This window comes from Selenomonas sp. oral taxon 137 str. F0430 (assembly GCF_000183625.1).
Classification (GTDB): domain Bacteria; phylum Bacillota; class Negativicutes; order Selenomonadales; family Selenomonadaceae; genus Centipeda; species Centipeda artemidis.
The window spans coordinates 142,165-165,922 of the sequence record NZ_AENV01000009.1; the positions used below are offsets into that span (position 1 = coordinate 142,165).

Sequence of the window (23,758 nt, forward strand, 5' to 3'; positions counted from 1 at the left end):
CCGGCAGGCAGCTCTCCTTCTCGGTCTATTACTGCATCTGTGCAGCAACTTCAGCAGCAAAATCTTCCTGCTTCTTCTCGATGCCCTCGCCCAGCTGGAAGCGTGTGAACGCTTTAACTTGAACATCTCCGAGCACCTCGGAGATCTTCTTCTCGGGATCCTTCACGAATTTCTGCTCGAGCAGACAGACTTCCTCGTAGAATTTATTGATGCGCCCTTCGACCATCTTCTCGATAATCTTCTCCGGCTTGCCCTCTTCGAGCGCCTGCTTGCGCAGTACTTCCTTCTCGTGCTCGATGTGATCTGCCGTCACGCCGGAACGGTCGATCGCCAGAGGCATCGCCGCCGCAATCTGCATCGCGATATCCTTGCCGAGCTGCTCATCGCCGCCCGTGAGCTCTACGAGCACGCCGATCTTGCCGCCCATATGGATATAGGTTGCAACACGCCCTGTACTCTCATAGCGTGCAAATCGGCGCAGGGAAATCTTCTCACCGATCGTTGCTGTCGCCTCCGTGATGAGGGCAGCGACATCCTTGCCGTCAAGAGTGCTTCCATTCAGCGCGTCGAGATCTGCGGGATCGGTCTCAGCGATATGCTTTGCGACCTTTGCACTGAGCGCACGGAACTGCTCGTTGCCCGCCGCAAAGTCCGTCTCGCAGTTGATCTCAACGATCACGCCAACCTTCGCATCAGCCGAGAGATACGCCGTCACAGCCCCCTCAGCCGCAACGCGGCCGGCCTTCTTCTCCGCCTTTGCAATTCCCTTTTCACGCAGGTAGTCGATCGCCTTCTGCATGTCTCCGTCGGTCTCAGCGAGCGCCTTCTTGCAATCCATCATTCCTGCGCCCGTACGCTCGCGCAGTTCCTTTACCATTGCAGCATTAATTGTTGCCATTGTATGCCTCCTATTGCATTGATCGCCTTCATCAAAAAAGGGCAAGGGATAACACTCCCTTACCCCCTCTTTATTCCTTACTCAGCCGCAGCTTCTTCCGCTGCGCCGCCCTGATTGCCCTCGAGCACGGCGTCTGCCATACAGCCCGTGAGGAGCTTCACCGCGCGGATCGCATCGTCGTTTCCGGGGATCACATAGTCGATCTCGTCCGGATCGCAGTTTGTATCGACAATCGCCACGATGGGGATATTGAGCTTGCGTGCCTCGGCGACCGCAATCCGCTCCTTGCGCGGGTCAACGACAAAGAGTGCACCCGGCAGACGGTTCATATCCTTGATTCCGCCGAGATAGCGCTCGAGCTTCTCCATCTCGTGGCGCAGTCCCTGCACTTCCTTCTTCGTCAGAACCTCGAACGTCCCGTTCTCCTCCATCGCCTCAAGCTCCTTGAGACGGTGAATACGGCGCTGAATGGTCTGGAAGTTCGTCATCATACCGCCGAGCCAGCGCTCGTTGACATAGAACATATTCGCACGCAGAGCTTCCTCGCGGATCGCTTCCTGCGCCTGCTTCTTCGTACCGATGAAGAGTACGGACTTTCCTTCCTGCGCAACACTGCGAAGGAAGTTGTACGCCTCATCCACCTTGCGCACCGTCTTCTGCAGATCGATGATGTAGATGCCGTTGCGCTCCGTGAAGATGTAACGCGCCATCTTCGGGTTCCAGCGGCGCGTCTGGTGTCCGAAGTGGACGCCTGCCTCCAAAAGCTGCTTCATAGAAATGACTGCCATGAATATACCTCCTGTTGTTCTTCCGCGTTCCTCATGTGCCATACCACCGCATCAGCAGCACAGGTTGGCTATCGGAATCGCGTGCTTTTTCACACTGCCGAGTATTATAACATAAGAACAGATGTAAAACAACGCTTCGGAAAAAATTTCTTTGCAAACAAAAACACGGAGCGAACATCATCTCTCCGTGTACATAAACAATATCGTAAAATTACTTTGCCATGGTCATTGCTTCACTCACGTCCACGCCCTTCGGTGCGTAGAGAATGATCGTGCTCGAAATGACACGTGCCGAACCATGCAGAACATAGCAGGCGCCGTTCAGGAAGTCGCAGACACGGCGGCGCTCAGGTTCATTCATACAGTCGAAATTAACCGCGATCGCAATTCCCTGTTTGAGCTGAACCACGGCAGGCGCAGCATCGTCATAGCGACGCGGACGATGAATACGAACCTTCAGCTCCGCAACCTTCGTCGTATGGACAGTGAACTGCGTACCGGAATCCCCGGTAGAGGTCGTATGCATCGCCGAGGCGGAAGTCCCTGCGCCATAGGAAGAGGTGTCATATGAGACCGTTCCACCATTAGCGACCCGACGCTCCCGCAGCGCAGATGTCTCCCGCCGCATCTCCGCCTTCTGAGAAGCGCGCTCCTGCGCAATCTCCTCTTCAAACTCTTCTTCCATCATCGGCATAAATGAGTTCACCACGCTTGAAAATGTATCTTTCATGCGGGAAAAGAATGAATTTTCACCCATTTATCTCTTCCTTCCTTAGCAAATGTACTCACCGTATTTAGTGACAAGTATTCATCCTAACAACGCAGTCATCTTATCATATTTTTTTCAGGGAGGCAAGATAATTTACGTAAAAAATATTATCGATCTTTCTTGGTTTCAAATTTTTTATGGTTTTCAAGACTTTATAGGCTCCTTCATCGACGTTTTTCAACTTTGCAAGGTAGTTTTTTGAAGGCGCCCTCCCATCGTCCGCCCGGTATTTTTCTATCCGGTAGGTATGGTTATTGTACAGGATAAAAATTGAATTTTTTTGAGATCTGTAAAATAATAAAGAGAGACTGCCGCACAGAAGTGCAGCAATCTCTCGCAACGTACAATAATCTTATTTTCCTTTATTCTGCTCTTCGACCGAACGCTGCCAATTCTTATAGAACTGCTCGGAAAGGCTGGAGAACGTCGCAACCGTATTGCCGTCCGACTTGTTCGCACGAACCTCATAGGTGTAGAGGAGATCGTTCGAACCGGAGCGGTAAACATCAAAGAAGAACGTCGTCCGGCTGTTGTTTGCTACAGTCAGAATAATATAGGCGTCCGCATAGTCCGCAACATTCTCCTTAAAGATCTTTGCAGCATCGCGGCGGGGGAGCGTCTTAAGATCAACCCCCTTCGACTCCTGAATTCCCTTGACGACCATATCATAGGGAACAATATTCGCACGTGTGATACGGCTCGCATCCGAAACAATCTGCGTCAGAATCTCAAGCGACGGCGAAGTATCCTCCACCTGTACATAGAGAGGAGCCCCGACAGCCAAACGGTTCACATTCGTAATGACAGCCCCCTCGGGAAGTGTCACCTTGTCGGAATAAGGGGACGCTCCTGCCTGCGCGGCAAACAGCGTGAGGCAGAGCACAAGCACCATTTGGACAAATCTCTTCATGAGTATATCTCCTCCTTAGATTCACAATAAGTATATGCAGTTTTGCACATGTGTCATTCTACACTATTATTGAATCTTTGACAAGGAAAAAAGAACATAAAAAAGACCGTATCGCAAGAGCAATACGGTAAATTTCAATGGCAGGGGCAGTAAGACTTGAACTCACAACCTACGGTTTTGGAGACCGTTGCTCTACCAGTTGAGCTATACCCCTATGGGGCGACTTATGGGGATCGAACCCATGCATGCTGGAGCCACAATCCAGTGTGTTAACCGCTTCACCAAAGCCGCCGTTATAATATTTTGTAAAAGAACTCGTGAACCACGCGATTCACGAGTCCCATTGCGGCAACTACCTACTCTCCCGCGTCGTCTCCAACGAAGTACCCTCGGCCTGCGGACGCTTAACTGCTGTGTTCGGAATGGGAACAGGTGGAACCGTCCGGGCATCATCACCGCATACTTGAGTAAACTACCTATCGTTCACTCAAAACTAGACAGAAGAAACTCTTTTGCAAATTAGTTGCGAAATAACCTGTCATCATGGAAAGTGCTGCGCACTTTCCATCAATAAATCAAGCCCTCGACCGATTAGTACTGGTCAGCTGCATGCGTTGCCGCACTTCTACGCCCAGCCTATCTACCTCGTCTTCTGCAAGGGGTCTTACTCTCTTATTGAGATGAGATACTTCATCTCGGGACGGGCTTCACGCTTAGATGCTTTCAGCGTTTATCCCTTCCGAACGCAGCTACCCGGCCGTGCCCTTGGCAGGACAACCGGTACACCGTTGGTTCGTCCACTCCGGTCCTCTCGTACTAGGAGCAGCCTCCCTCATGTATCTTGCGCCCGCGATGGATATGGACCGAACTGTCTCACGACGTTCTGAACCCAGCTCACGTACCACTTTAATGGGCGAACAGCCCAACCCTTGGGACCTGCTTCAGCCCCAGGATGTGATGAGCCGACATCGAGGTGCCAAACCTCCCCGTCGATATGGACTCTTGGGAGAGATTAGCCTGTTATCCCCAGGGTAGCTTTTATCCGTTGAGCGATGGCAATTCCACTCTCTTCCACCGGATCACTAAGCCCTACTTTCGTACCTGCTCGACCCGTCAGTCTCGCAGTCAAGCTCCCTTCTGCCTTTATGCTCTGCGCGCGATTTCTGTCCGCGCTGAGGGAACCTTTGGACGCCTCCGTTGCTCTTTCGGAGGCGACGCCCCAGTCAAACTGCCCGCCTGGTACTGTCCCGAATGCTGTTAACATTCCGGTTAGATCCTTAGCATATAAAGGCCGGTATCCCAACGGTGACTCCAATACCTCTAGCGAGATATTTTCCCAGTCTCCCGGCTATCCTGTACGTTATATGCCAAAGACCAATGCCAAGCTGCAGTAAAGCTCCATGGGGTCTTTCTGTCCAGTCGCGGGTAACCTGCATCTTCACAGGTATTTCAATTTCACCGGGTCCCTCGTTGAGACAGTGCCCAAATCGTTACGCCTTTCGTGCGGGTCGGAACTTACCCGACAAGGAATTTCGCTACCTTAGGACCGTTATAGTTACGGCCGCCGTTTACAGGGGCTTCAGTTCGCTGCTTCATCCCAAAGACTAACAACTCTCCTTAACCTTCCTGCACCGGGCAGGCGTCAGCACCTATACTTCAGCTTGCGCTTTCGCAGGCACCTGTGTTTGTGGTAAACAGTCGCTTGGGCCTCTTTTCTGCCGCCGGCTGTCGCTCCATCAGTAAATAACTTCACAACCTCCGGCCATCCTTTTCCCGAAGTTACGGATGCATTTTGCCGAGTTCCTTAACGAGGGTTTTCCCGCGCACCTTAGGATTCTCTCCCCGCCTACCTGTGTCGGTTTTGGTACGGGCGGATCAGTTCTCGTTAGAAGCTTTTCTTGGCAGTGTAGTGCGGCTGAATTCAGATTGACCGTAGTCTCTCCTATCTATCGGTTCTCGGCCTTATAGTACGGGGATTTGCCTCCGTACTAGCCTACCGCCTTCGACGCGCCCAACCAGTCGCGCGCTCAGCTTCCTTCCTGCGTCACTCCATCCTCAAACAAACTGACCCGGTACCGGAATTTTCACCGGTTGTCCATCGCCTATGCTTTACGCCTCGGCTTAGGTCCCGACTTACCCTGGGGCGACGAGCGTTGCCCAGGATCCCTTAGGCTTTCGGTGGACAGGATTCTCACCTGTCGTTTCGCTACTCATACCGGCATTCTCACTTCTTACTCGTCCAGCAGTCCTTCCGGTCTGCCTTCTTCCAAGTAAGAACGCTCCCCTACCCAAAGTATTACTACTTTGCCGCGGCTTCGGTTCTGTGCTTGAGCCCCGGATATTTTCGGCGCAGGGCCTCTCGACCAGTGAGCTATTACGCACTCTTTTAATGGTGGCTGCTTCTGAGCCAACATCCTGGTTGTTTTCGAAGTCCTACATCCTTTTCCACTTAGCACAGCATTTGGGACCTTAGCCGGCGGTCTGGGCTGTTTCCCTCTTGCGTACGGGTCTTATCACTCGCACGCTGACTCCTAAGCTGCCCATATAAGCCATTCGTAGTTTGACTGGGGTCGGTAGGCTTTACGCCCCTTGCCCGATCAGTGCTCTACCGTCTTTATGGTTATTCGCTTAAGGCTAGCCCTAAAGCTATTTCGGGGAGAACCAGCTATCTCCACGTTCGATTGGCATTTCACCCCTATGCACACCTCATTCGAAAGTTTTTCAACACTCACCGGTTCGGTCCTCCACTCATTTTTACCTGAGCTTCAACCTGGACATGCATAGATCACTGTGGTTTCGGGTCTGATCCATACTACTTCCGCCCTCTTAAGACTCGCTTTCGCTGCGGCTCCGCGTCTCCCGCTTAACCTCGCAGTATAAATCAACTCGCCGGTTCATTCTTCAATAGGCACGCCGTCGCACATTGATTGTGCTTCGACTGTTTGTAGACATACGGTTTCAGGTTCTTTTGCACTCCCCTCCCGGGGTTCTTTTCACCTTTCCCTCACGGTACTTTCCGCTATCGGTCGTTTCGTCATGTTTAGCCTTGGATGGTGGTCCACCCTGCTTCCCACCGGGTTCCTCGTGCCCTGTGGTACTCTGGATTCCTGCCCACTCTCTCTTCTTTCGTGTACGAGGGTCTCACTCTCTTCGCCGTACCTTCCCAGATACTTCCACTAGATGATGAAGCTTGTTGCAGGTCCGCAACCCCAAAGAACCGAAGTCCTCTGGTTTGGGCTCCTCCCGTTTCGCTCGCCGCTACTCAGGGAATCACTGTGCTCTACTCATGAACATTCTGGCGCATCTCTCGGTCTATTTCCTCCTCAGCTGTGTCATCAGCCGTCGCCGTAGCTTCCGACTACGACTCCGTCTTCTTCCTTGCTGAGAAGTAAATATCCTGTCGATCTGCATCCAGCCCATTCATGAGCAGAACACCTTTGTTTTCTTTTCCTCCGACTACTTAGATGTTTCAGTTCATCGGGTGGGTCTTCCTACCTCGAAAGTAGGATGACAGGTCATTACTCCTGCCGGGTTGCCCCATTCGGAAATCCATGGGTCAATGCTTACTTGCAGCTCGCCATGGCTTATCGCAGCTTATCGCGTCCTTCTTCGTTTCGAAACGCCTAGGCATCCGCCGTATGCCCTTCTTCGCTTGACTTACGTCTTACGACTAAAAGGTATTTTCGCTTTATCCTAATTTGCTTGGGAAAATCTATTCTGTTTCTTTCTATCTCGTTGCCGTGATAGATGACCTCAGTGAAAATGACTTTTGTCATTTCTTTTTAGATTTTCTTAAATGTTTCTTCTGTGTAGTTTTCAGTGAACAATAGACGCGAATCAGGATTGCTCCCACTTCGCTTAGGTTTTCCTGCATATGCAGGATTCCTTATAGAGGATAATATACCCTCAAAACTAGACAATGCAGAGTTATGCCAGATGTCGACCTGTTACTTGCTTATAACAGCTTAGTGCGCGGTCAACGTCAGCAACTCATCTTCGCCTTACGGCTCGATTCGTTGGACGTTTTCGCATACATGCTGTTACCGAATCAGCTTCGCCTTGCGGTTCGCTTCTTCGACAGCATAGCACCTTAGAAAGGAGGTGATCCAGCCGCACCTTCCGATACGGCTACCTTGTTACGACTTCACCCCAGTCACCTTCCCCACCTTAGACGGCTGCGCCGGCTTCGGGTGTGAACGACTTCCGTGGTGTGACGGGCGGTGTGTACAAGACCCGGGAACGTATTCACCGCAGTATGCTGACCTGCGATTACTAGCGATTCCGACTTCATGCAGGCGAGTTGCAGCCTGCAATCCGAACTGAGAAACGGTTTTTGAGGTTCGCTTAAGATCGCTCTCTCGCTGCTCTCTGTCCGTCCCATTGTAGTACGTGTGTAGCCCAGGTCATAAGGGGCATGATGACTTGACGTCATCCCCGCCTTCCTCCGCGTTCTCCGCGGCAGTCTCCTTTGAGTGCCCACCACTACATGCTGGCAACAAAGGACAGGGGTTGCGCTCGTTGCGGGACTTAACCCAACATCTCACGACACGAGCTGACGACAGCCATGCACCACCTGTTTTCTTGTCTCCAAAGAGAATAGGATATCTCTATCCCTGTCAATCAATGTCAAGACCTGGTAAGGTTCTTCGCGTTGCTTCGAATTAAACCACATACTCCACCGCTTGTGCGGGTCCCCGTCAATTCCTTTGAGTTTCAGTCTTGCGACCGTACTCCCCAGGCGGGATACTTATTGCGTTAACTCCGGCACGGTAGGGGTCGATACCTCCCACACCTAGTATCCATCGTTTACGGCCAGGACTACCGGGGTATCTACTCCCGTTCGCTCCCCTGGCTTTCGAGCCTCAGCGTCAGTTGCAGTCCAGAAAGCCGCCTTCGCCACTGGTGTTCCTCCCAATATCTACGCATTTCACCGCTACACTGGGAATTCCGCTTTCCTCTCCTGCACTCAAGCCATATAGTTTCTTGCCCATCACGGGGTTGAGCCCGAACTTTTAAGCAAGACTTACATGGCCGCCTGCGCTCCCTTTACGCCCAATGATTCCGGACAACGCTCGCCACCTACGTATTACCGCGGCTGCTGGCACGTAGTTAGCCGTGGCTTCCTCAAAAGGTACCGTCATTACTCAGCACTATTCGCACTGCGTACGTTCGTCCCCTTCAACAGAGCTTTACGATCCGAAGACCTTCTTCACTCACGCGGCGTTGCTCCGTCAGGCTTGCGCCCATTGCGGAAGATTCCCCACTGCTGCCTCCCGTAGGAGTCTGGGCCGTGTCTCAGTCCCAATGTGGCCGTTCATCCTCTCAGACCGGCTACTGATCGTCGCCTAGGTAAGCCGTTACCTTACCTACCAGCTAATCAGACGCAGACCCATCGATCAGTGATAGCTTATATATAGAGGCCATCTTTCATGTAGGGAAGATGCCTCCCGTACACGCCATTCGGTATTAGCATTCCTTTCGGAATGTTGTCCCCATCTGATCGGCAGGTTGTCTACGTGTTACTCACCCGTTTGCCACTAAGCTCATAAAAGCAAGCTTTCATTCGCTCCGTTCGACTTGCATGTGTTAAGCACGCCGCCAGCGTTCGTCCTGAGCCAGGATCAAACTCTCCGTAAAAGAAGAGCCTCACTCGACTCATTAATGTCATTCTGTAAAAGAATTGTTTTCGTTGACCAAATTATCAACGATGTTGCATCTGGCTTCGGTTAGATTATCTCTAACCTCTCTGCATTGTGTAGTTTTCAGGGTACATCTCGTGCCGTTTTCAGATTATTTCCTCATATCGGCGCGGTTTATATAATATAACATAGGTCTTTTTTTGCGTCAAGCCCCTTTTTTGATAATTTTCATTGTTTATGTCAAAAATCTTATGCTATAATTCATAATATATAGAAAGGAGCAGCGTCTATGCATACGCTTTCTCTTTCCGGAATACATGTCACTCTTCCCTGTGCTGCTGCAGAACTACTGATTTGTATAGGGGGCGGACGTGCTCCCTCTCCGACATGGTTCACAGATCTTCTATCCGCAATGGAAAAGTCCGGCATTACATCTCATATTTTGGCAATTGACAAAGGTGTCAATCTGTGTCGTGCAGTCTCAAAGTCCCCCTCCCTACTGATTGGTGACGGAGACAGCGCTTCTCCAGAAGCATGGGCTTGGGCGGTCGAGCACGGAGCAGAGGTATATCGCTTCCCTGTGGAAAAAGACGATTCGGATACGGCTCTTTCTCTCCGAATTGCGGCACAGCATTTCACGCGCCCACTGATCATTTTGACGGCGGCGTTTGGCGGTCGTTTGGATCATCTTTTCAGTACTGCTGCGATCTGCGCGCACGCGCCCGTTCCGTGCATTTTGATTGATGAAAAGGAAGCGCTCCTCTATTTACACGGCGGTGAATCGATTTCTATCGCATGTGACGAGATGCCGCGCGCCATTTCCTTACTCCCCTTTACGGAGGAATGTGCGGGGGTAACGACACAGGGGCTGCATTGGGAGCTAACAGGCACAGTGATCTCCGCACGTGCATCAACAACCATCAGCAATATCATTTCTCCGAAGAATACGGCACGGCGCTTCTCCATTCATTTAGAGCGCGGCATTCTCGGCGTCTATCTCTGCTGGCAGGAATAGGTGGGAGTTTTAGGATTCATGAATATCAATATACCGCAGTCTTATTTCAGCAAACTCATGCGCGCGGTGGTCGAGTTCGAACTCATCGAGAACGGCGACCGCATTCTCATTGGTGTTTCGGGCGGCAAGGACAGCATCTTCCTAACCTATGCGCTCGCTATTCTGCGCGAGCGGTTAAAAAAAGATTTCTCCATCGCGGCATTTACGGTAAACCCGCAGTTCGACGAGCCGTTCGATACGGATGCCATCGCCGCGTTCTGCAAAAGCCTTGACGTCTCCTATGAGGTTGTAGATGTGGACATTGCGGGAACGATAGCGGCACAGGACGATAAAAGCCCCTGTTTCACCTGTGCATTCTTCCGACGCGGCACCGTGAACCGCTACGCTGCGGAGCATAATATGAACAAGGTGGCATACGCGCACCATCATGATGACGCAGTGGAGACATTTTTAATGAGCCTCTTCTATTCGGGGCAGCTCAACACATTCCGTCCAAAGACCTATCTGGAGCGGACAAATCTGACGGTTATTCGTCCGCTCGTCTACTTCCGCGAGCAGGAACTCATCGACGCGATACGATATCATGGGTTCACACCGCTGCCGTCCCCCTGCCCGCATAACGGCAATACGACGCGTCAAACAGTGAAGGAGCTCATCGCGAGACTCGGCATGGAAAATCCGTTGCTCTACGATCACCTCTCTGCCGGAATGCGCGAGGGCGCGCTCGGCGAACTATGGCCGGCGACCAAGACACGCAAGGAGATGGAGAAAACCTATCGTACATTTATGCAAAGGGCATAGAAAAATCCGGTATTCGATGTAAATATAAGTTACGTCGAATACCGGATTTTTCGCAGCAACACAGCTATGCGCCAAAATCGCGCGTTTTACCGTAACCCAAGTGACGCGCTAGATTTGATGCATAGCAAGGAATGAGGAGAATGCGCGCGACGGCGTAGTCAAAAGCTACTCCTAGCGAAGCATTCGACGACATGACACCGCTGTGCGCCAAGATCGCGCCTTATACCGCAACCTGAGTGACGCGGAAGTTTGGATGCAGCGCAAGGAACAAGAAAAATACAAGGGAAGGCGCAGATGAAACCTACGTCGACCGCAGGATTTTTCGCAGTGACACAGCGATGCGCCAAAATCGCGTGTCACGCCTTCTTAGTCGCGACCGAGCTTGTCGCGCAATATCACATCATGCGCCCCGCCCTCGACAATACTGGTCGAGGAGACAAGCGTCAACTTTGCCTTGTCACGGAACTCCGGCAAGGAGAGTGCACCGCAGTTGCACATGGTTGAGCGAATCTTCGAAAGCGTTGTCTCGACGTTTTCCTTCAGAGGTCCTGCATAAGGCACATACGAATCCACGCCTTCTTCAAAGGAAAGTTTTTTACTGCCGCCGAGGTCATAGCGCTGCCAGTTGCGCGCACGGTTCGACCCTTCGCCCCAATATTCCTTATAATAGGTACCGTTCACCATGACGCGATCTGTCGGACTCTCGTCGAACCGGGAGAAGTAGCGCCCGAGCATGAGGAAATCTGCCCCCATTGCGAGCGCGAGCGTCATATGATAATCGTAAACAATGCCGCCGTCGGAACAGATGGGAATGTAGACGCCCGTTTCCTTATAATATTTATCGCGCTCCGCGCAGACATCGATGAGCGCCGTCGCCTGCCCGCGCCCTATGCCCTTTGTCTCGCGCGTGATGCAGATAGAACCGCCGCCGATACCGACCTTGATAAAGTCTGCGCCTGCATTTGCAAGGAAGCGGAATCCCTCCCCGTCTACAACGTTGCCCGCACCAACCTTTACCGCATCGCCAAATTCCTCACGAATATGCTGTATCGTGAGCCGCTGCCACTCGGAAAAGCCCTCGGAGGAATCGATGCAGAGGACGTCCACGCCCGCCGCTATAAGTGCAGGCACGCGTTCGGCATAATCGCGCGTATTGATGCCCGCACCGACAATATAGCTCTTGTTGTCGTCCGTCAGCTCGAGATCGTTTTCCTTATTATCCGTATAGTCTTTGCGGAACACCATATAGCGAAGACGTTGATTTTTATCTACGAGCGGGAGCATATTGAGCTTATGATCCCAAATGAGATCGTTCGCATGTGTCAGCGTCGTGGAATCTGCATCCGCCCAAACGAGTTTTTCGAACGGCGTCATAAATGTAGCGACCTTCGTATCGAGCGACATGCGCGATACGCGATAATCGCGGCTCGTCACAATTCCGACAAGTTTCCCGTTGGCGGAACCGTCCTCGGTTACTGCCATCGTCGAATGCCCTGTCTTTGCGAGCAGATCGAGCACGCCGCCGAGCGTCGTCTCCGGGCTGATATTCGAATCGCTGCTGACAAACCCGGATTTATAATTTTTTACACGGGAAACCATCGCCGCTTCCTCTGCGATACTCTGCGATCCATAAATGAATGAAATGCCGCCCTGTTTAGCAAGTGCAATTGCCATTGTATCGTTCGAAACGGCCTGCATGATTGCAGATGTGAGCGGAATATTCATTGAAAGCGCCGGCTCTTCATCTCGGTGAAATTTGACGAGCGGCGTGCGCAGAGAAACATTCGCCGGAAAGCATTCTGCCGAGGAGTATCCCGGAATGAGCAAATACTCTCCAAATGTGTGGGATGGCTCCGTGTAATAATGTGCCAACTTGACCCTTCCTTTCTGTTTCTTCATCAAATTTTTCTGTCAAATATACACGTTTCCGACGTATGTGTCAACCCGTCGCCGCCGAATATTACCCGTGATATACGTATAGTTTCAAGTGTTTTGACTTGCTGTAAAAAAATCCCTAAGAGCTCTGCGCTGCTCTTAGGGAGATTACCCCGTAGGGATATTTGCTGTGGTGCCGAAGGCCGGGGTCGAACCGGCACGTTGTTGCCAACGGCAGATTTTGAGTCTGCTGCGTCTGCCAATTCCGCCACTTCGGCGCGTGGAGCCTGTCGGCTCGCTGTGTATTATAGCATTGCAAAGGGAGCATTGTCAACGCAGATATGCTTCAAGCCGGCGGATGAGTTCCGCATCCGCTTCAAACCATCGCACCGTATAAAGATCCTGCAGCCCAAGCCATCGTCCCTCCGAGTGTACCCGCAGCTCCGGCTCGCCGGATACATGGCGGCAGATATAGAGGCGCATATTCATGTGGAACTCCGGATAGTCGTGATCCAGTGTGCCGAGCAGCTCCTCCACAGTAACCTCAATGCCGAGTTCCTCACGAATCTCTCTGATAAGCGCCGCTTCGTCTGTCTCGCCCGGCTCCACCTTGCCGCCCGTGAACTCCCACGTCCCCGCGTAGTCACCGTAACTGCGGCAGGCGCCGTATACCTTTCCTTCGCGCAGGATCGCGCCGGCAACGACATCGATATGTTTTCGTATTTCGCTCATATCCTAATCCTTCTCCCCCTTGGTCGCGCGGAGGAACAGCCGTGTCAGCTGCTCCCGCGGATCGGCACCGCGTACGACAATCTCATAGACGGTCTCGGAGATGGGCAAATCAACGCCGTATTTCTGCGAGAGCGCCATGAGAGCCTCCGACGTATAGACCCCCTCGGCAATCTTATGAAACTCATCCGCCGTGCCGCGTACCACCGCTTCGCCATAGCGGCGGTTGTTGCTGTGCGGCGAAAACAGCGTTGCCTCATAGTCGCCGAGATGCGAAAGTCCGTAGATGGTCTCACCGTCGCCGCCCATCGCCTGCACGAGCCGATAGAGCTCTCGCGTGCCGCGCGCCATGAGCGCGCCCTTGAGGCTGCCATAAGACAACCCGTCCAGCATCCCTGCGGCAAGACCAATGACGTTCTTTGCCGCCGCACCAACCTCCGTGCCGAGCAGATCCTCTCCATAATAGAAACGAATCAAGGGGCTTGAAATTTCCTCAACAAGCGCGCGCAGCTCCTCGCGTTCCTCCCCCGCAATCACCATACAGTTTGGAATCTCGCGTACAAAATCCTGCACATGCCCGGGGCCCACCCATACGAGGGGACGTACTGTATCGCCAAGCTCCTCATGCACGACGGTTGTCAGCCGCTTTCCTGTGCCGATCTCGATCCCCTTCATGCAGAGGATCACCTGCTTTCCTGTGAGCAGACCGGTCATTCCCGCAGCATTGAGATCACACAGAAAGCTGCGCAGCGCCTGTGCATGAATCGAGATGATCACCGTATCCGCAAATCGAAGCGCCGCCGCAAGATCATCCGTGAGCCGCACCGCCTCGGGCATCGTCAGGAACTCGTTCCGCCGCGACGCATAGAGCTGCGCGAGATGCGGCGAGCCTTCCCGTCCCCACAGCATGACCTCATGTCCGATCCGATGTGCATACCACGCATGAAAGGAGCCCCAACGCCCGCATCCAAGTACAGAAATCTTCATGCCGATACCTCCACATGAATCCCCAACAGATCACGAATGATTTCGCCCGCTATAATCATCCCCACGACCGGCGGAACGAAAGAGACGCTCCCCGGCAAGCTGTTCCTGCCGGGGGCAGGGGGCTCTTTTCCGCCGGTCGGATGCTGCGGACGTTCGAGCGAGCAGACGACCTTGAGATGCGGCACGTTATACTCCTTAAGTTTTTTCCGCATCACACGCGCGAGCGGATCCACCTTCGTCTCGTAGATGTCCAATACCTCGAACAGTGTCGGATCGAGTTTGTTCGCCGCCCCCATGCTCGAGATGATCGGTATGCCGCGTGCGCAGCACCGGCGCGCCAGATCAATCTTTGCCGACACCGTATCCACCGCATCCACGACATAATCATAACGCTGCGCAAAAAAATCATCCGCATTCTCCGGCAGATAAAACGCCTGCATCCCTGTCACCTTGCAGTGCGGGTTGATACCGTGAATGCGCGCCGTCATTGCTTCGACCTTCGGCATCCCAATGGTATCCGTACATGCGTGGATCTGCCGGTTGATATTCGTCACATCGACGCAGTCGTTGTCAACGAGTGTCAAATGCCCAACACCCGCACGGGCGAGAGCCTCGGCGGTAAACGAACCGACGCCGCCAATACCAAACACAGCGACGGAGGCGCCCGCAAGCCGCGCCATACCGGCCACGCCGAGCAACATCTCAGTCCGCATAAAGCGGCTGCGCACATCCATAGACCTCTGCCTTTCTCTCCTAAAATCTCGGCATACACGACAAAGGGAGCTGCCGCGAACATACGCCGCAGCAGCCCCACAGAAATTTACAAAATTTACTTAACCACGAGCACAGGGCATTTTGCCTGTTCTACAACGTACTGACTGATGCTGCCGAGGAGTACGCCCTTGACAACACCAAGCCCGCGGCTGCCCATGACGATGAGGTCGATGTTGTTCGACTCCGCAAAGTCGAGGACAACGACCGCCGGCGAACCGGTATCCGAGAACGACTCCTTCTCGACGCCCTCCGGCACCATCTCCATCGCGCGCTCAAGAATCACATTCCCCGCTTTCGTTACGGAGTCCAAAATCGCATCCGAAAGCACCGCGTTGATGGCGAGCTGATTAATATTTGCAACGTAGAGGAAGTTTACCTTCGCATTGCAGAGCTTTGCCAGCATGACCGCCTTTTCAATGGCGCGGTCAGCGCCTTCCGAACCGTCCACCGGCACCAAAATATTCTTCATCATGGCAGTTCCTCCTTTTCCTCAAAGAACCTAAACCACTCTATCGCAAAACTCACGCCCGCCCCGCCACCAAGATACGCGTATGCGCACGTTCGAGCACTGCCTGCGAAACGCTCCCGAGCAGAATACCGCTCACGCGCGAAGTTTTTCTCCCACCAATGGCAATCAGTGCGCTCTCCTCCTCATCGGCAAAGCGCAGAATCTCTTCAACAGTACTCCCGACACGCAGGAAGCTGCTATACGCGACACCTGCGGGCAAAACCGCCGCCGCTGCGGAGAAAATCTCCTGCGCACGTGCCGATGCAGAAGCAGTCACCGTCTCCGGGAGCCATGATGCCGCACCGTCGTCCGTGCGCTCGTCAAAGGGCGTGACGTAGAGGAAGTCTATCGTGCTGCCCGTCACGCGGGCAATTTCCCCTGCGCTTTGCGCTGCGCGAAGCGCTCCCTCCGAGCCGTCGACAGGAACGAGAATCCGTGCATACAGCAAACAAGCGTCCATCACGTCCCCCTTCCTGTTATAGTATTTATTCTTGAAAATGCGTCGAAATCCTTCTTTATTCTGACTGCTTTTGTGCAAAAATATTTGACGTTCCACGGCGAAAATGATAGACTGACCTAAATAAAAAGCAAGTAATATGGAGGCAGCATGCACATGGGAGACGATCAAATACAAACGGAACAAGAGGTCATCGTTTCATCGACAGGGATTGCGAGCATCTATGCCGCCGCAAAACAGCTCGAGGGCATTGTGCGAAAGACCCCGCTCATATACAGCGAGTACTTCTCCGATCTCTCCGGCAACGCCGCCTATCTCAAACTCGAAAACCTCCAGACCACCGGTGCATTCAAACTGCGCGGCGCTTACAACCGCATCAGCATGCTCACCGAGGAGGAGCGGCGTTGCGGCGTCATCACCGCCTCGGCGGGCAATCATGCGCAGGGAGTCGCCTATGCCGCACAAAAACTCGGTGTTGACGCCGTCATCTGTATGCCTGCCACGACACCGATTCTAAAGGTCGAGGCGACCCGCGCACTAGGTGCGACGGTCATTCTGCACGGCAACGGCTTCGACGACGCCTACGCGCACAGTCTAGCGCTCCAAAAGGAGAAAGGCTTCGTCTACATCCACCCGTTCAACGACCGCGATGTCATTGTTGGTCAAGGCACGATCGCACTCGAGATCATCGACGCGCTCAAAGACGTGGATGCGATTCTTGTTCCTGTCGGCGGCGGCGGTCTTGTCTCAGGCGTAGCCCTTGGAACAAAGCTCGTCAACCCGCATGTGAAGATCATCGGCGTCGAGCCGGAAAATGCCGCCTGCATGAAGGCGGCGCTCTCCGGAGGAAAGCTCATCACGCTCCCCTCCGCCGATACCGTTGCCGACGGCTGCGCTGTCAAGACGGCGGGCACGCTCACATTCGAGTTCTGTCGCCGTTATCTTGATGAGATCATCACCGTCTCCGAGATGGAGATCATGAGTGCCCTGCTCTCCCTCATTGAGAAGCACAAACTCATCGCCGAAGGCGCTGGCGTACTCCCCCTCGCCGCACTGCCAAAACTCAACATACGCGGCAAGAAGATCGCCGTTCTCGTCAGCGGCGGCAACATAGACATCTCAACGATTTCCGCACTCATCTCAAAGGCGCTCATCTCACGCGGACGCGTCTTCCGCTTCGCCGTGCAGCTCCCCGACAAACCCGGACAGCTGCTCAACGTCGCACAGATCCTCACCGATTTGGACGCGAACGTCATACGCCTCGACCACGATCAGAGCATGGTCACGGACAGCTTCAAAAAAGTGCAGCTCACCGTCACTGTCGAGGCGCACGGTCAGGAACACATCGACCGCATCATTCGCGCCCTCGCAGAGAATGGATTTGAGATTAACAAGATTTATTGATAAGAAAGGACTCCGGAAGAATGACTTCTGCCGCCCCTCTGAAATGCATTGACCAAGACACCGCACAGCATCTCGCCGACCTCTTTAAGACGCTCGGCGATCCCACACGCATCAAGATCATCTCATTGCTCGCTGCAGAGCAGGAACTGCGCGTCTATGACATCGCCGACGGTCTCGGCATGGGACAATCCGCGATCTCACATCAGCTGCGCGTCCTGCGCAACGCACGCCTCGTCAAGTTCCGCCGCGACGGCAAGGAAGTTCTCTACTCCGTAGACGACGAGCATGTGCTCAGCTTCCTGAGTCAAGGACTCGAACACGTCCGGCACGGATAACAAACTTCCGCATTGATACGGAAAGGAAGAACCGTCATGAAACGCCTCGCAAAACTCCTCATCGGCACCGGCATTGCATTCTCACTCGCAGCCGGCACGGCATCCGCGTCGCCGACGCTCCGGGAAGGCTCGCACGGACACGAAGTACTCGTCCTCCAGCAAGCGCTCCAAAACGCAGGCTATAAGATCAAAAATGCCAACGGCGTCTTTGATAAAGATACCGAACGCGCCGTTGCCGAATTCCAGCGTGACAGCAAAATAAAAATCACGGGCGTCGTCAACAACGCAACATGGCGTGCACTCAAGGATGCACCTGCCACGCGCCCGTGGGGCGTCGACGTTCCGCCGCCGGCAAAGCAGGATACCCTGCCTCTTGCACCGAACGGCAAGCCCATCCTCCCCGCGAGCAAAGTCTCGAGCATCATTAAAACGGCGAAGGCATATATGGGGACGCCCTATGTATTCGGCGGTGCAACACCAAAGGGATTCGACTGCTCCGGCTACCTCCAGTACGTCTTTCAAAAGCAGGGCATCGCCATCCCCCGTACAGCGGATGAGCAGTATAAACTGGGGCTTAGGACAAAGAGCGCAAAGGAGCTCGTCCCCGGTGACCTCGTCTTTTTCGAAACGTATGAAAAAGGTGCTTCCCACTGCGGCATCTATCTCGGCAAGGGCGAATTTATCCACGCCTCCACGAGCAAAGGCGTCCGCATCGACACTCTTTCGAACGACTACTGGAAACCGCGCTTCCTCGGCGGCAAGCATATTGTGAAATAGGACGCCTCTTCAAGTCGGCTCTCTGTATTGACTTTTCCCGTATCGCTCATTATAATAGTGCGGTATCGGGATGTAGCGCAGTTTGGCAGCGCGCTTGCTTTGGGAGCAAGATGTCGCAGGTTCGAATCCTGTCATCCCGACCAGCGCGTCCGTAGCTCAGTTGGATAGAGCAACGGCCTTCTAAGCCGTGGGTCGAGGGTTCGAATCCCCCCGGATGCACCATTGATATGAATCCGTATCGCTTTGAGAAGCGATGCGGTTTTTATTTTACCAAAAGCAAACAAAAAAGATGCGAGATTTCTCTCACATCCTCTAGCATCCGATATGGTGGAGACAAGGGGGATCGAACCCCTGACCTCTTGCATGCCATGCAAGCGCTCTCCCAGCTGAGCTATGCCCCCGCGCCTAAGCGCTGACAAATGGTAGTATAGCGAAAAGCCTACACAATGTCAATACTGAATTTTCGGTACAAAGAGCCCCGTCTTATCTCGCAGCCTCGTTGCGCAGCCGGTACGATCCGCTCACGATGTCTTCCCACCATTCCTGATGTTCCTCATACCAGCGAATCGTGCTGCGGATGCCATCCTCGAACGAGGTCTCCGGCTGCCAGCCGAGATCGCGCCCGATCTTCGCGGGATCAATGGCATAGCGGCGATCATGCCCCTTGCGATCCTCAACATAGGAGATGAGCTCCTCCCCTTTGCCAAGTAAGCGAAGAATAGTACGAACGACGTCGATATTCGATCGCTCGTTATGACCGCCGACATTGTAGATCTCCCCTGCGTCCCCCCGGCGTACGATGGCATCGATCGCCGCGCAGTGATCGTCCACATGGAGCCAATCGCGCACATTGAGACCGTCGCCGTAGACGGGCAGCTTCTCCCCGCGCAGCGCGCGGATGATCATGAGTGGGATCAGTTTCTCCGGGAACTGGAACGCACCATAGTTGTTCGAGCAGCGAGAGATCGATACGGGTATGCCGTAGGTGCGCGCATATGCCTGCACGAGGAGATCCGCGCCCGCCTTTGAGGAGGAATACGGGCTCGATGTGTGCAGGGGTGTCTCCTCGGTAAAGAAGAGATCGGGACGGTCAAGCGGCAAATCACCGTAGACCTCGTCCGTCGAAACCTGATGATAGCGTGTGATTCCGTATTTGCGGCATGCATCAAGCAGGATGCTCGTGCCGATGATATTTGTCTGCAAAAATATCTCGGGATTCTCGATGGAGCGATCCACATGCGACTCGGCGGCAAAATTAATCACAACGTCGGGCTTCTCGCGTTCAAACAGCGCATACACCGCCGCACGGTCGGCAATATCGCCACGCACAAAGGTGAAGTTCGGCGACCGCTTCGCCTCGTCGAGTGTCGCAATATTCCCCGCATAGGTCAGCACATCATAACAGACAATGCGATCCTCCGGATGCGTACGCAGCTCGTAGTAGACAAAATTCGCACCGATAAATCCGGCGCCGCCCGTGACGATGAGATTCATGAGATTTGCTCCTTTGGCGTTTATTCTATGAAAAATATTCGACAACAAGTCCTTTTTCCCTTTTTCAGTACTTCGGATCAAAATGATTTACATTTTACAAACGCATGTGCTATACTATACAAAAAGGAGGAGCCCAATGTGCAGCAACATACCTATATCGCAATCGATCTCAAATCATTCTACGCTTCCGTCGAGTGTATTGAGCGCGGACTCAATCCCCTAACGACCAATCTCGTTGTCGCGGATGAAAGCCGTACGAGCAAAACCATCTGTCTCGCCGTCTCCCCCGCACTCAAGGCACACGGCATCGGAGGACGTCCGCGGCTCTTTGAGGTCATCCGCCAAATCGAACAAGTCAACCGGAGACGGCGTATCCGCGCCCCCCGCCGGGAACTCACGGGCGAAAGTACAGACGCAAAAGAGCTCGCAAATCGTCCGTCCCTCGCCGTTTCCTACCATATTGCGCTGCCGCGCATGGCACTCTATATGGATTACAGTATGCGCATCTATGAGATTTATCTCCGGCGCATCGCCCCTGCCGACATTCATATCTATTCCATCGACGAAGTATTCATCGACGCAACGAGTTATCTGGACACAGAGGGCATCTCGGCACATGCGTTTACCATTCGTCTCATCCGTGATGTGCTCCGTGAAACCGGCATCACCGCCACGGCGGGCATCGGCACAAATCTCTATCTTGCCAAAATTGCCATGGATATTGTAGCGAAGCATATTCCGCCCGATGCGGACGGCGTACGCATCGCAGAACTCGACGCATTGGAGTACCGCCGCCGCCTTTGGGCACATACGCCGCTCACTGATTTTTGGCGCATCGGCAGAGGAACGGCCAAGAAGCTTGAAGCTCACGGTCTCTATACCATGGGCGACATCGCACGCTGTTCTCTCGGCAATCCGCGGGAACCGCTTAACGAAGACCTGCTCTACCGGCTCTTCGGCATTCAAGCCGAACTTCTCATCGACCATGCCTGGGGACATGAACCTGTCCGCATGGAGGACATCAAGAGCTATCGTCCGAAATCGCGCAGCACCCATATGGGACAAGTCCTTCAAAATCCGTACAATGCAGAGAAAGCACGCCTCATTGTCTGGGAAATGGCAGATGCGCTGTCTCTTGAGCTCGCAGAGAAGCACCTCACGACCGATCGCCTTGAACTGACTGTCGGCTATGACATCGAATGCTTGACACGTCCCGAAATCAGCACCGCATACCGGGGGCGTATCCGACTCGACCGCTATGGACGCCGTGTTCCCTGGCCGGCACACGGAAGAGCGCTCGTGGAGCGCGGTACTTCCACCCATACCATAATGGAGGCGCTCACTGCCCTCTACGACGAGATCATAAATCCCGCGCTCCTCATCCGCCGTCTCAGTATCTCCGCACATCATCTTATGCGTACGGACGAGATTCCGCCAATCGAGCAGATTGACCTATTTTCCGCAGAAGAAACCGCACAGGCGTCACTCACAGAAGCGGATAAAAAATCTCACGTGAAAAATCATGCCCTGCAGGAAGCCATTGTCGCTATCAAAAAGGTCTATGGAAAAAATGCCATTCTGCGCGGCGCGAATCTCCTTGAAGACGCTACCGCACGGCTGCGCAACAGCCAAATCGGCGGACATAAAGCATAACGCAGTAAAAGGAGCATACAGATGCAGCGACCCATACGCAGTATTTCCGACTATGCGGACATCATACGTTTACCACACCATGTCTCAAAGCGACATCCCCCCATGTCGCTCAGAGACCGTGCCGGACAGTTTGCCCCGTTTTCCGCACTAACAGGTCTCCACGCTGCGGCAGACCGTACCGCCGCACGCAGCGACGCCGCCTTTGATGAGCCTCAGGAACCGGACGATCCCTGTTGACAAGAGGTACAAATTTCTCTAGAATATAAGCATAACATCGACGAGCCGGAGCCCCGACAAGCACCGGCTTTTTCTTATCGAAGGAGGCGGGACAATGACGGTCGGGCGTAAGCAGCGGTGCCCTTGGGTGAGGTTAAACGATCCTATCTATATAAAATATCACGATGAGGAGTGGGGCGTTCCGCTCCACGACGACCGTGCGCTCTATGAGCTGCTGATTCTCGAGACGTTCCAAGCGGGGCTCTCATGGGCGACAATTCTAAGCAAGCGGGAGAATTTTCGCCGCGCGTACGAGGGATTCGTCCCCGAACGAGTCGCGGCGTTTGATGCGGCGAAGGTCAATACCTTGTTGCAGGATGCGGGCATTGTCCGCAATCGCCGCAAGATCGAGGCGAGCATCGTAAACAGCCGCATCTTCCTTGCGATCGCGGCGGAGTTCGGCAGTTTTGACCGCTATATTTGGGGCTTTACGGACGGCAAATCCATCCGCGAGAGCTGTATTCTGCGGACAACTTCTCCCCTCTCTGACACGATCTCAAAGGATCTCAAAAAACGCGGGATGAAATTCGTCGGCTCGACCTGCATCTATTCGACGCTCCAAGCGATCGGCGTGCTCGCCGCGCATACGGACGAATGCGATTGGAGCAAAACGTGAACACTAAGAGTACGCGGCTTGCTGCCCTGCGTGCCGCGTTCCCCTATACCGTTCCCATCTTCGCCGGATTTTGGTTTGTCGGCGTCGCGTACGGCGTCTATATGAATGCGTCGGGATTTTCGTTTTGGTATCCCCTCTTTATGAGCGCGCTGATCTTCGGCGGCTCGCTCGAGTTCATTGCCGTGGCGCTCCTCCTCAGTCCCTTTGCCCCGATGCAGACGTTCCTCCTCGCGCTCATGGTACAAGCGCGCCATATATTTTACGGGCTCTCCATGTTTGAAAAATACGGCGGTACGGGATGGAAGAAGCCCTATCTCATCTTCGGTATGTGCGACGAATCCTTTGCGGTCAATTATACGGCAAAGATCCCGCATGACGTCGATGCGGGCTGGTTTATGTTCTTCGTCACGCTGCTCAATCACGTTTACTGGGTGGCGGGCGCGGTCTTCGGCGGTCTCATCGGCGGCAGTCTGCCGTTTGATACGACAGGCATCAATTTTGTAATGACCGCGATGTTCGTGGTCATTTTCATTGAGCAGTGGATGAATGACACACAGCATTATACCGGTGTTTTGGGGCTTGCTGCGGCGGGTATCTGTCTTACGGTATTTGGCAGGGATGCTTTTATGATCCCCACGATGACGGTCATCCTAACGGTCTGCCTGATCGCGCGCCCCTATCTTGAGAGGAGGGCGGCGAAATGACCTTTTTCGAGCAATGCATTACGATTGCGCTCTGTATTCTCGCTAGTGTTCTGACGCGCGCGCTTCCCTTCCTCTTTCTCACCGGCAATAAGCCTGCACCGCCGCTCGTGCGCTATCTCGGGAATGTGCTGCCCGCCGCCGTCTTCGGGATGCTCGTCGTCTACTGTCTCAAAGACACCTCATTCCTCCGCGCCGACCACGGTCTCCCCGAGCTCATCGGTATTGCCGTCACCGCGATTCTCCACATCCGCCTGCGGCAAATGCTGATCTCCATGGCGGGAGGAACAATCGTTTATATGCTCCTGGTTCAGCTGATATTCCCCCACTGATCTCATACGATTCATACGTG

At 53.7% G+C, this 23,758-nt stretch carries 21 protein-coding genes, 6 tRNA genes and 3 rRNA genes; 12 read left to right on the forward strand and 18 right to left on the reverse strand.

Translation table 11 applies throughout. The features are described from left to right. Positions 1-28: 28 nt before the first annotated feature. The 9 genes from tsf to HMPREF9162_RS07885 form a co-directional block, all read right to left on the reverse strand. Positions 29-898: a translation elongation factor Ts gene (gene tsf, locus HMPREF9162_RS07840; RefSeq protein ID WP_009349092.1), complete on the reverse strand. Its 870-nt coding sequence runs from the start codon at positions 896-898 to the stop codon at positions 29-31. A gap of 77 nt (positions 899-975) precedes the next feature. Further along, the gene (gene rpsB, locus HMPREF9162_RS07845) at positions 976-1,686 is read right to left on the reverse strand and encodes a 30S ribosomal protein S2 (RefSeq protein WP_009349093.1); all 711 of its coding nucleotides are present in this window, start codon (positions 1,684-1,686) and stop codon (positions 976-978) included. A gap of 211 nt (positions 1,687-1,897) precedes the next feature. Next, on the reverse strand, positions 1,898-2,443 hold the full coding sequence (locus HMPREF9162_RS07850) for a cell division protein SepF (protein WP_009349094.1): 546 nt from the start codon (positions 2,441-2,443) through the stop codon (positions 1,898-1,900). 364 nt (positions 2,444-2,807) lie between these two features. Continuing rightward, positions 2,808-3,365 (reverse strand): hypothetical protein, encoded by a 558-nt coding sequence (locus tag HMPREF9162_RS07860; RefSeq protein WP_009752840.1) that lies wholly within the window; start codon positions 3,363-3,365, stop codon positions 2,808-2,810. A 138-nt stretch (positions 3,366-3,503) separates the two neighbouring features. Further along, positions 3,504-3,579, reverse strand: a tRNA-Trp gene (locus HMPREF9162_RS07865). Between the two features lies 1 nt (position 3,580). After that, positions 3,581-3,656, reverse strand: a tRNA-His gene (locus HMPREF9162_RS07870). 52 nt (positions 3,657-3,708) lie between these two features. After that, positions 3,709-3,825, reverse strand: a 5S ribosomal RNA gene (rrf, locus tag HMPREF9162_RS07875). 111 nt (positions 3,826-3,936) lie between these two features. After that, positions 3,937-7,023 (reverse strand): 23S ribosomal RNA (locus HMPREF9162_RS07880). Between the two features lie 436 nt (positions 7,024-7,459). Then, a 16S ribosomal RNA gene (locus HMPREF9162_RS07885) occupies positions 7,460-9,002 on the reverse strand. The 16S, 23S and 5S rRNA genes sit together here with 2 tRNA genes alongside, the layout of an rRNA operon. 291 nt (positions 9,003-9,293) lie before the next feature. Here HMPREF9162_RS07885 and HMPREF9162_RS07890 point away from each other — a divergent pair. Further along, on the forward strand, positions 9,294-10,019 hold the full coding sequence (locus HMPREF9162_RS07890) for a thiamine diphosphokinase (RefSeq protein ID WP_009438962.1): 726 nt from the start codon (positions 9,294-9,296) through the stop codon (positions 10,017-10,019). Positions 10,020-10,037: 18 nt separating this feature from the next. Then, positions 10,038-10,820: a tRNA 2-thiocytidine biosynthesis TtcA family protein gene (locus HMPREF9162_RS07895; protein WP_009752862.1), complete on the forward strand. Its 783-nt coding sequence runs from the start codon at positions 10,038-10,040 to the stop codon at positions 10,818-10,820. Positions 10,821-11,186: 366 nt separating this feature from the next. On the opposite strand, the gene HMPREF9162_RS07900 is transcribed toward HMPREF9162_RS07895, so the two are convergent. The 7 genes from HMPREF9162_RS07900 to HMPREF9162_RS07930 form a co-directional block, all read right to left on the reverse strand. Further along, the gene (locus HMPREF9162_RS07900; RefSeq protein ID WP_026761880.1) at positions 11,187-12,692 is read right to left on the reverse strand and encodes an IMP dehydrogenase; all 1,506 of its coding nucleotides are present in this window, start codon (positions 12,690-12,692) and stop codon (positions 11,187-11,189) included. 194 nt (positions 12,693-12,886) lie between these two features. Then, positions 12,887-12,973: transfer RNA gene (locus HMPREF9162_RS07905), tRNA-Leu, on the reverse strand. Positions 12,974-13,025: 52 nt separating this feature from the next. After that, on the reverse strand, positions 13,026-13,427 hold the full coding sequence (locus tag HMPREF9162_RS07910) for a (deoxy)nucleoside triphosphate pyrophosphohydrolase (protein WP_009349116.1): 402 nt from the start codon (positions 13,425-13,427) through the stop codon (positions 13,026-13,028). Positions 13,428-13,430: 3 nt separating this feature from the next. Then, on the reverse strand, positions 13,431-14,411 hold the full coding sequence (locus HMPREF9162_RS07915) for an NAD(P)H-dependent glycerol-3-phosphate dehydrogenase (protein WP_009349117.1): 981 nt from the start codon (positions 14,409-14,411) through the stop codon (positions 13,431-13,433). After that, the gene (locus HMPREF9162_RS07920) at positions 14,408-15,145 is read right to left on the reverse strand and encodes a ThiF family adenylyltransferase (RefSeq protein WP_009438965.1); all 738 of its coding nucleotides are present in this window, start codon (positions 15,143-15,145) and stop codon (positions 14,408-14,410) included. Before HMPREF9162_RS07920 ends, HMPREF9162_RS07915 begins: the two co-directional genes overlap by 4 nt. Before the next feature lie 95 nt (positions 15,146-15,240). Continuing rightward, the gene (locus HMPREF9162_RS07925) at positions 15,241-15,657 is read right to left on the reverse strand and encodes a universal stress protein (RefSeq protein WP_009752883.1); all 417 of its coding nucleotides are present in this window, start codon (positions 15,655-15,657) and stop codon (positions 15,241-15,243) included. A gap of 49 nt (positions 15,658-15,706) precedes the next feature. Then, entirely contained in the window at positions 15,707-16,153 is a 447-nt protein-coding gene (locus tag HMPREF9162_RS07930; protein WP_009752867.1) for a universal stress protein, read from the reverse strand. Positions 16,154-16,306: 153 nt separating this feature from the next. On the opposite strand from HMPREF9162_RS07930, the gene ilvA reads away from it, so the two are divergent. From ilvA to HMPREF9162_RS07955, 5 genes are all read left to right on the forward strand, one after another. Next, the gene (ilvA, locus tag HMPREF9162_RS07935; RefSeq protein WP_175282258.1) at positions 16,307-17,554 is read left to right on the forward strand and encodes a threonine ammonia-lyase; all 1,248 of its coding nucleotides are present in this window, start codon (positions 16,307-16,309) and stop codon (positions 17,552-17,554) included. Between the two features lie 20 nt (positions 17,555-17,574). After that, positions 17,575-17,889: a helix-turn-helix transcriptional regulator gene (locus HMPREF9162_RS07940; protein ID WP_009349122.1), complete on the forward strand. Its 315-nt coding sequence runs from the start codon at positions 17,575-17,577 to the stop codon at positions 17,887-17,889. Positions 17,890-17,925: 36 nt separating this feature from the next. Beyond that, positions 17,926-18,666: a C40 family peptidase gene (locus HMPREF9162_RS07945; RefSeq protein WP_009349123.1), complete on the forward strand. Its 741-nt coding sequence runs from the start codon at positions 17,926-17,928 to the stop codon at positions 18,664-18,666. A 66-nt stretch (positions 18,667-18,732) separates the two neighbouring features. Next, positions 18,733-18,809, forward strand: a tRNA-Pro gene (locus HMPREF9162_RS07950). 2 nt (positions 18,810-18,811) lie between these two features. After that, positions 18,812-18,888 (forward strand) — tRNA-Arg (locus HMPREF9162_RS07955). 103 nt (positions 18,889-18,991) lie between these two features. Here the strand turns inward: HMPREF9162_RS07955 and HMPREF9162_RS07960 are convergent. Together HMPREF9162_RS07960 and rfbB are read right to left on the reverse strand one after the other, a co-directional pair. Continuing rightward, positions 18,992-19,067 (reverse strand) — tRNA-Ala (locus HMPREF9162_RS07960). Between the two features lie 82 nt (positions 19,068-19,149). After that, positions 19,150-20,160: a dTDP-glucose 4,6-dehydratase gene (rfbB, locus tag HMPREF9162_RS07965; protein ID WP_009349124.1), complete on the reverse strand. Its 1,011-nt coding sequence runs from the start codon at positions 20,158-20,160 to the stop codon at positions 19,150-19,152. Between the two features lie 138 nt (positions 20,161-20,298). Here rfbB and HMPREF9162_RS07970 point away from each other — a divergent pair, with 138 nt between their 5' ends. The 5 genes from HMPREF9162_RS07970 to HMPREF9162_RS07985 all read left to right on the forward strand — a co-directional run bounded on the left by HMPREF9162_RS07970 (position 20,299) and on the right by HMPREF9162_RS07985 (position 23,738). Beyond that, entirely contained in the window at positions 20,299-21,813 is a 1,515-nt protein-coding gene (locus HMPREF9162_RS07970; RefSeq protein WP_009752823.1) for a type VI secretion protein ImpB, read from the forward strand. A gap of 21 nt (positions 21,814-21,834) precedes the next feature. Beyond that, entirely contained in the window at positions 21,835-22,050 is a 216-nt protein-coding gene (locus HMPREF9162_RS12000) for a hypothetical protein (RefSeq protein ID WP_039969043.1), read from the forward strand. A gap of 94 nt (positions 22,051-22,144) precedes the next feature. Next, on the forward strand, positions 22,145-22,705 hold the full coding sequence (locus HMPREF9162_RS07975) for a DNA-3-methyladenine glycosylase I (RefSeq protein WP_009371999.1): 561 nt from the start codon (positions 22,145-22,147) through the stop codon (positions 22,703-22,705). After that, entirely contained in the window at positions 22,684-23,409 is a 726-nt protein-coding gene (locus HMPREF9162_RS07980; RefSeq protein WP_009372000.1) for an AzlC family ABC transporter permease, read from the forward strand. Before HMPREF9162_RS07975 ends, HMPREF9162_RS07980 begins: the two co-directional genes overlap by 22 nt. After that, a complete protein-coding gene (locus HMPREF9162_RS07985) occupies positions 23,406-23,738 on the forward strand; it encodes a branched-chain amino acid transporter permease (protein WP_009372001.1) in 333 nt (110 codons plus the stop codon). The genes HMPREF9162_RS07980 and HMPREF9162_RS07985 overlap by 4 nt, the downstream gene beginning before the upstream one ends. Positions 23,739-23,758: the final 20 nt, after the last annotated feature.

Excerpts from the sequence above, each read along its gene's own strand:
- ilvA (WP_175282258.1), top strand. The coding sequence starts at position 16,307 with ATGGGAGACGATCAAATACAAACGGAACAAGAGGTCATCGTTTCATCG.
- HMPREF9162_RS07930 (WP_009752867.1), bottom strand. The coding sequence starts at position 16,153 with ATGGACGCTTGTTTGCTGTATGCACGGATTCTCGTTCCTGTCGACGGC.
- HMPREF9162_RS07860 (WP_009752840.1), bottom strand. The coding sequence starts at position 3,365 with ATGAAGAGATTTGTCCAAATGGTGCTTGTGCTCTGCCTCACGCTGTTT.
- HMPREF9162_RS07975 (WP_009371999.1), top strand. The coding sequence starts at position 22,145 with ATGACGGTCGGGCGTAAGCAGCGGTGCCCTTGGGTGAGGTTAAACGAT.
- HMPREF9162_RS07940 (WP_009349122.1), top strand. The coding sequence starts at position 17,575 with ATGACTTCTGCCGCCCCTCTGAAATGCATTGACCAAGACACCGCACAG.
- rpsB (WP_009349093.1), bottom strand. The coding sequence starts at position 1,686 with ATGGCAGTCATTTCTATGAAGCAGCTTTTGGAGGCAGGCGTCCACTTC.
- HMPREF9162_RS07890 (WP_009438962.1), top strand. The coding sequence starts at position 9,294 with ATGCATACGCTTTCTCTTTCCGGAATACATGTCACTCTTCCCTGTGCT.
- HMPREF9162_RS07850 (WP_009349094.1), bottom strand. The coding sequence starts at position 2,443 with ATGGGTGAAAATTCATTCTTTTCCCGCATGAAAGATACATTTTCAAGC.
- tsf (WP_009349092.1), bottom strand. The coding sequence starts at position 898 with ATGGCAACAATTAATGCTGCAATGGTAAAGGAACTGCGCGAGCGTACG.
- rfbB (WP_009349124.1), bottom strand. The coding sequence starts at position 20,160 with ATGAATCTCATCGTCACGGGCGGCGCCGGATTTATCGGTGCGAATTTT.
- HMPREF9162_RS07910 (WP_009349116.1), bottom strand. The coding sequence starts at position 13,427 with ATGAGCGAAATACGAAAACATATCGATGTCGTTGCCGGCGCGATCCTG.
- HMPREF9162_RS12000 (WP_039969043.1), top strand. The coding sequence starts at position 21,835 with ATGCAGCGACCCATACGCAGTATTTCCGACTATGCGGACATCATACGT.
- HMPREF9162_RS07925 (WP_009752883.1), bottom strand. The coding sequence starts at position 15,657 with ATGATGAAGAATATTTTGGTGCCGGTGGACGGTTCGGAAGGCGCTGAC.
- HMPREF9162_RS07945 (WP_009349123.1), top strand. The coding sequence starts at position 17,926 with ATGAAACGCCTCGCAAAACTCCTCATCGGCACCGGCATTGCATTCTCA.
- HMPREF9162_RS07915 (WP_009349117.1), bottom strand. The coding sequence starts at position 14,411 with ATGAAGATTTCTGTACTTGGATGCGGGCGTTGGGGCTCCTTTCATGCG.
- HMPREF9162_RS07920 (WP_009438965.1), bottom strand. The coding sequence starts at position 15,145 with ATGGATGTGCGCAGCCGCTTTATGCGGACTGAGATGTTGCTCGGCGTG.
- HMPREF9162_RS07980 (WP_009372000.1), top strand. The coding sequence starts at position 22,684 with ATGCGATTGGAGCAAAACGTGAACACTAAGAGTACGCGGCTTGCTGCC.
- HMPREF9162_RS07895 (WP_009752862.1), top strand. The coding sequence starts at position 10,038 with ATGAATATCAATATACCGCAGTCTTATTTCAGCAAACTCATGCGCGCG.
- HMPREF9162_RS07985 (WP_009372001.1), top strand. The coding sequence starts at position 23,406 with ATGACCTTTTTCGAGCAATGCATTACGATTGCGCTCTGTATTCTCGCT.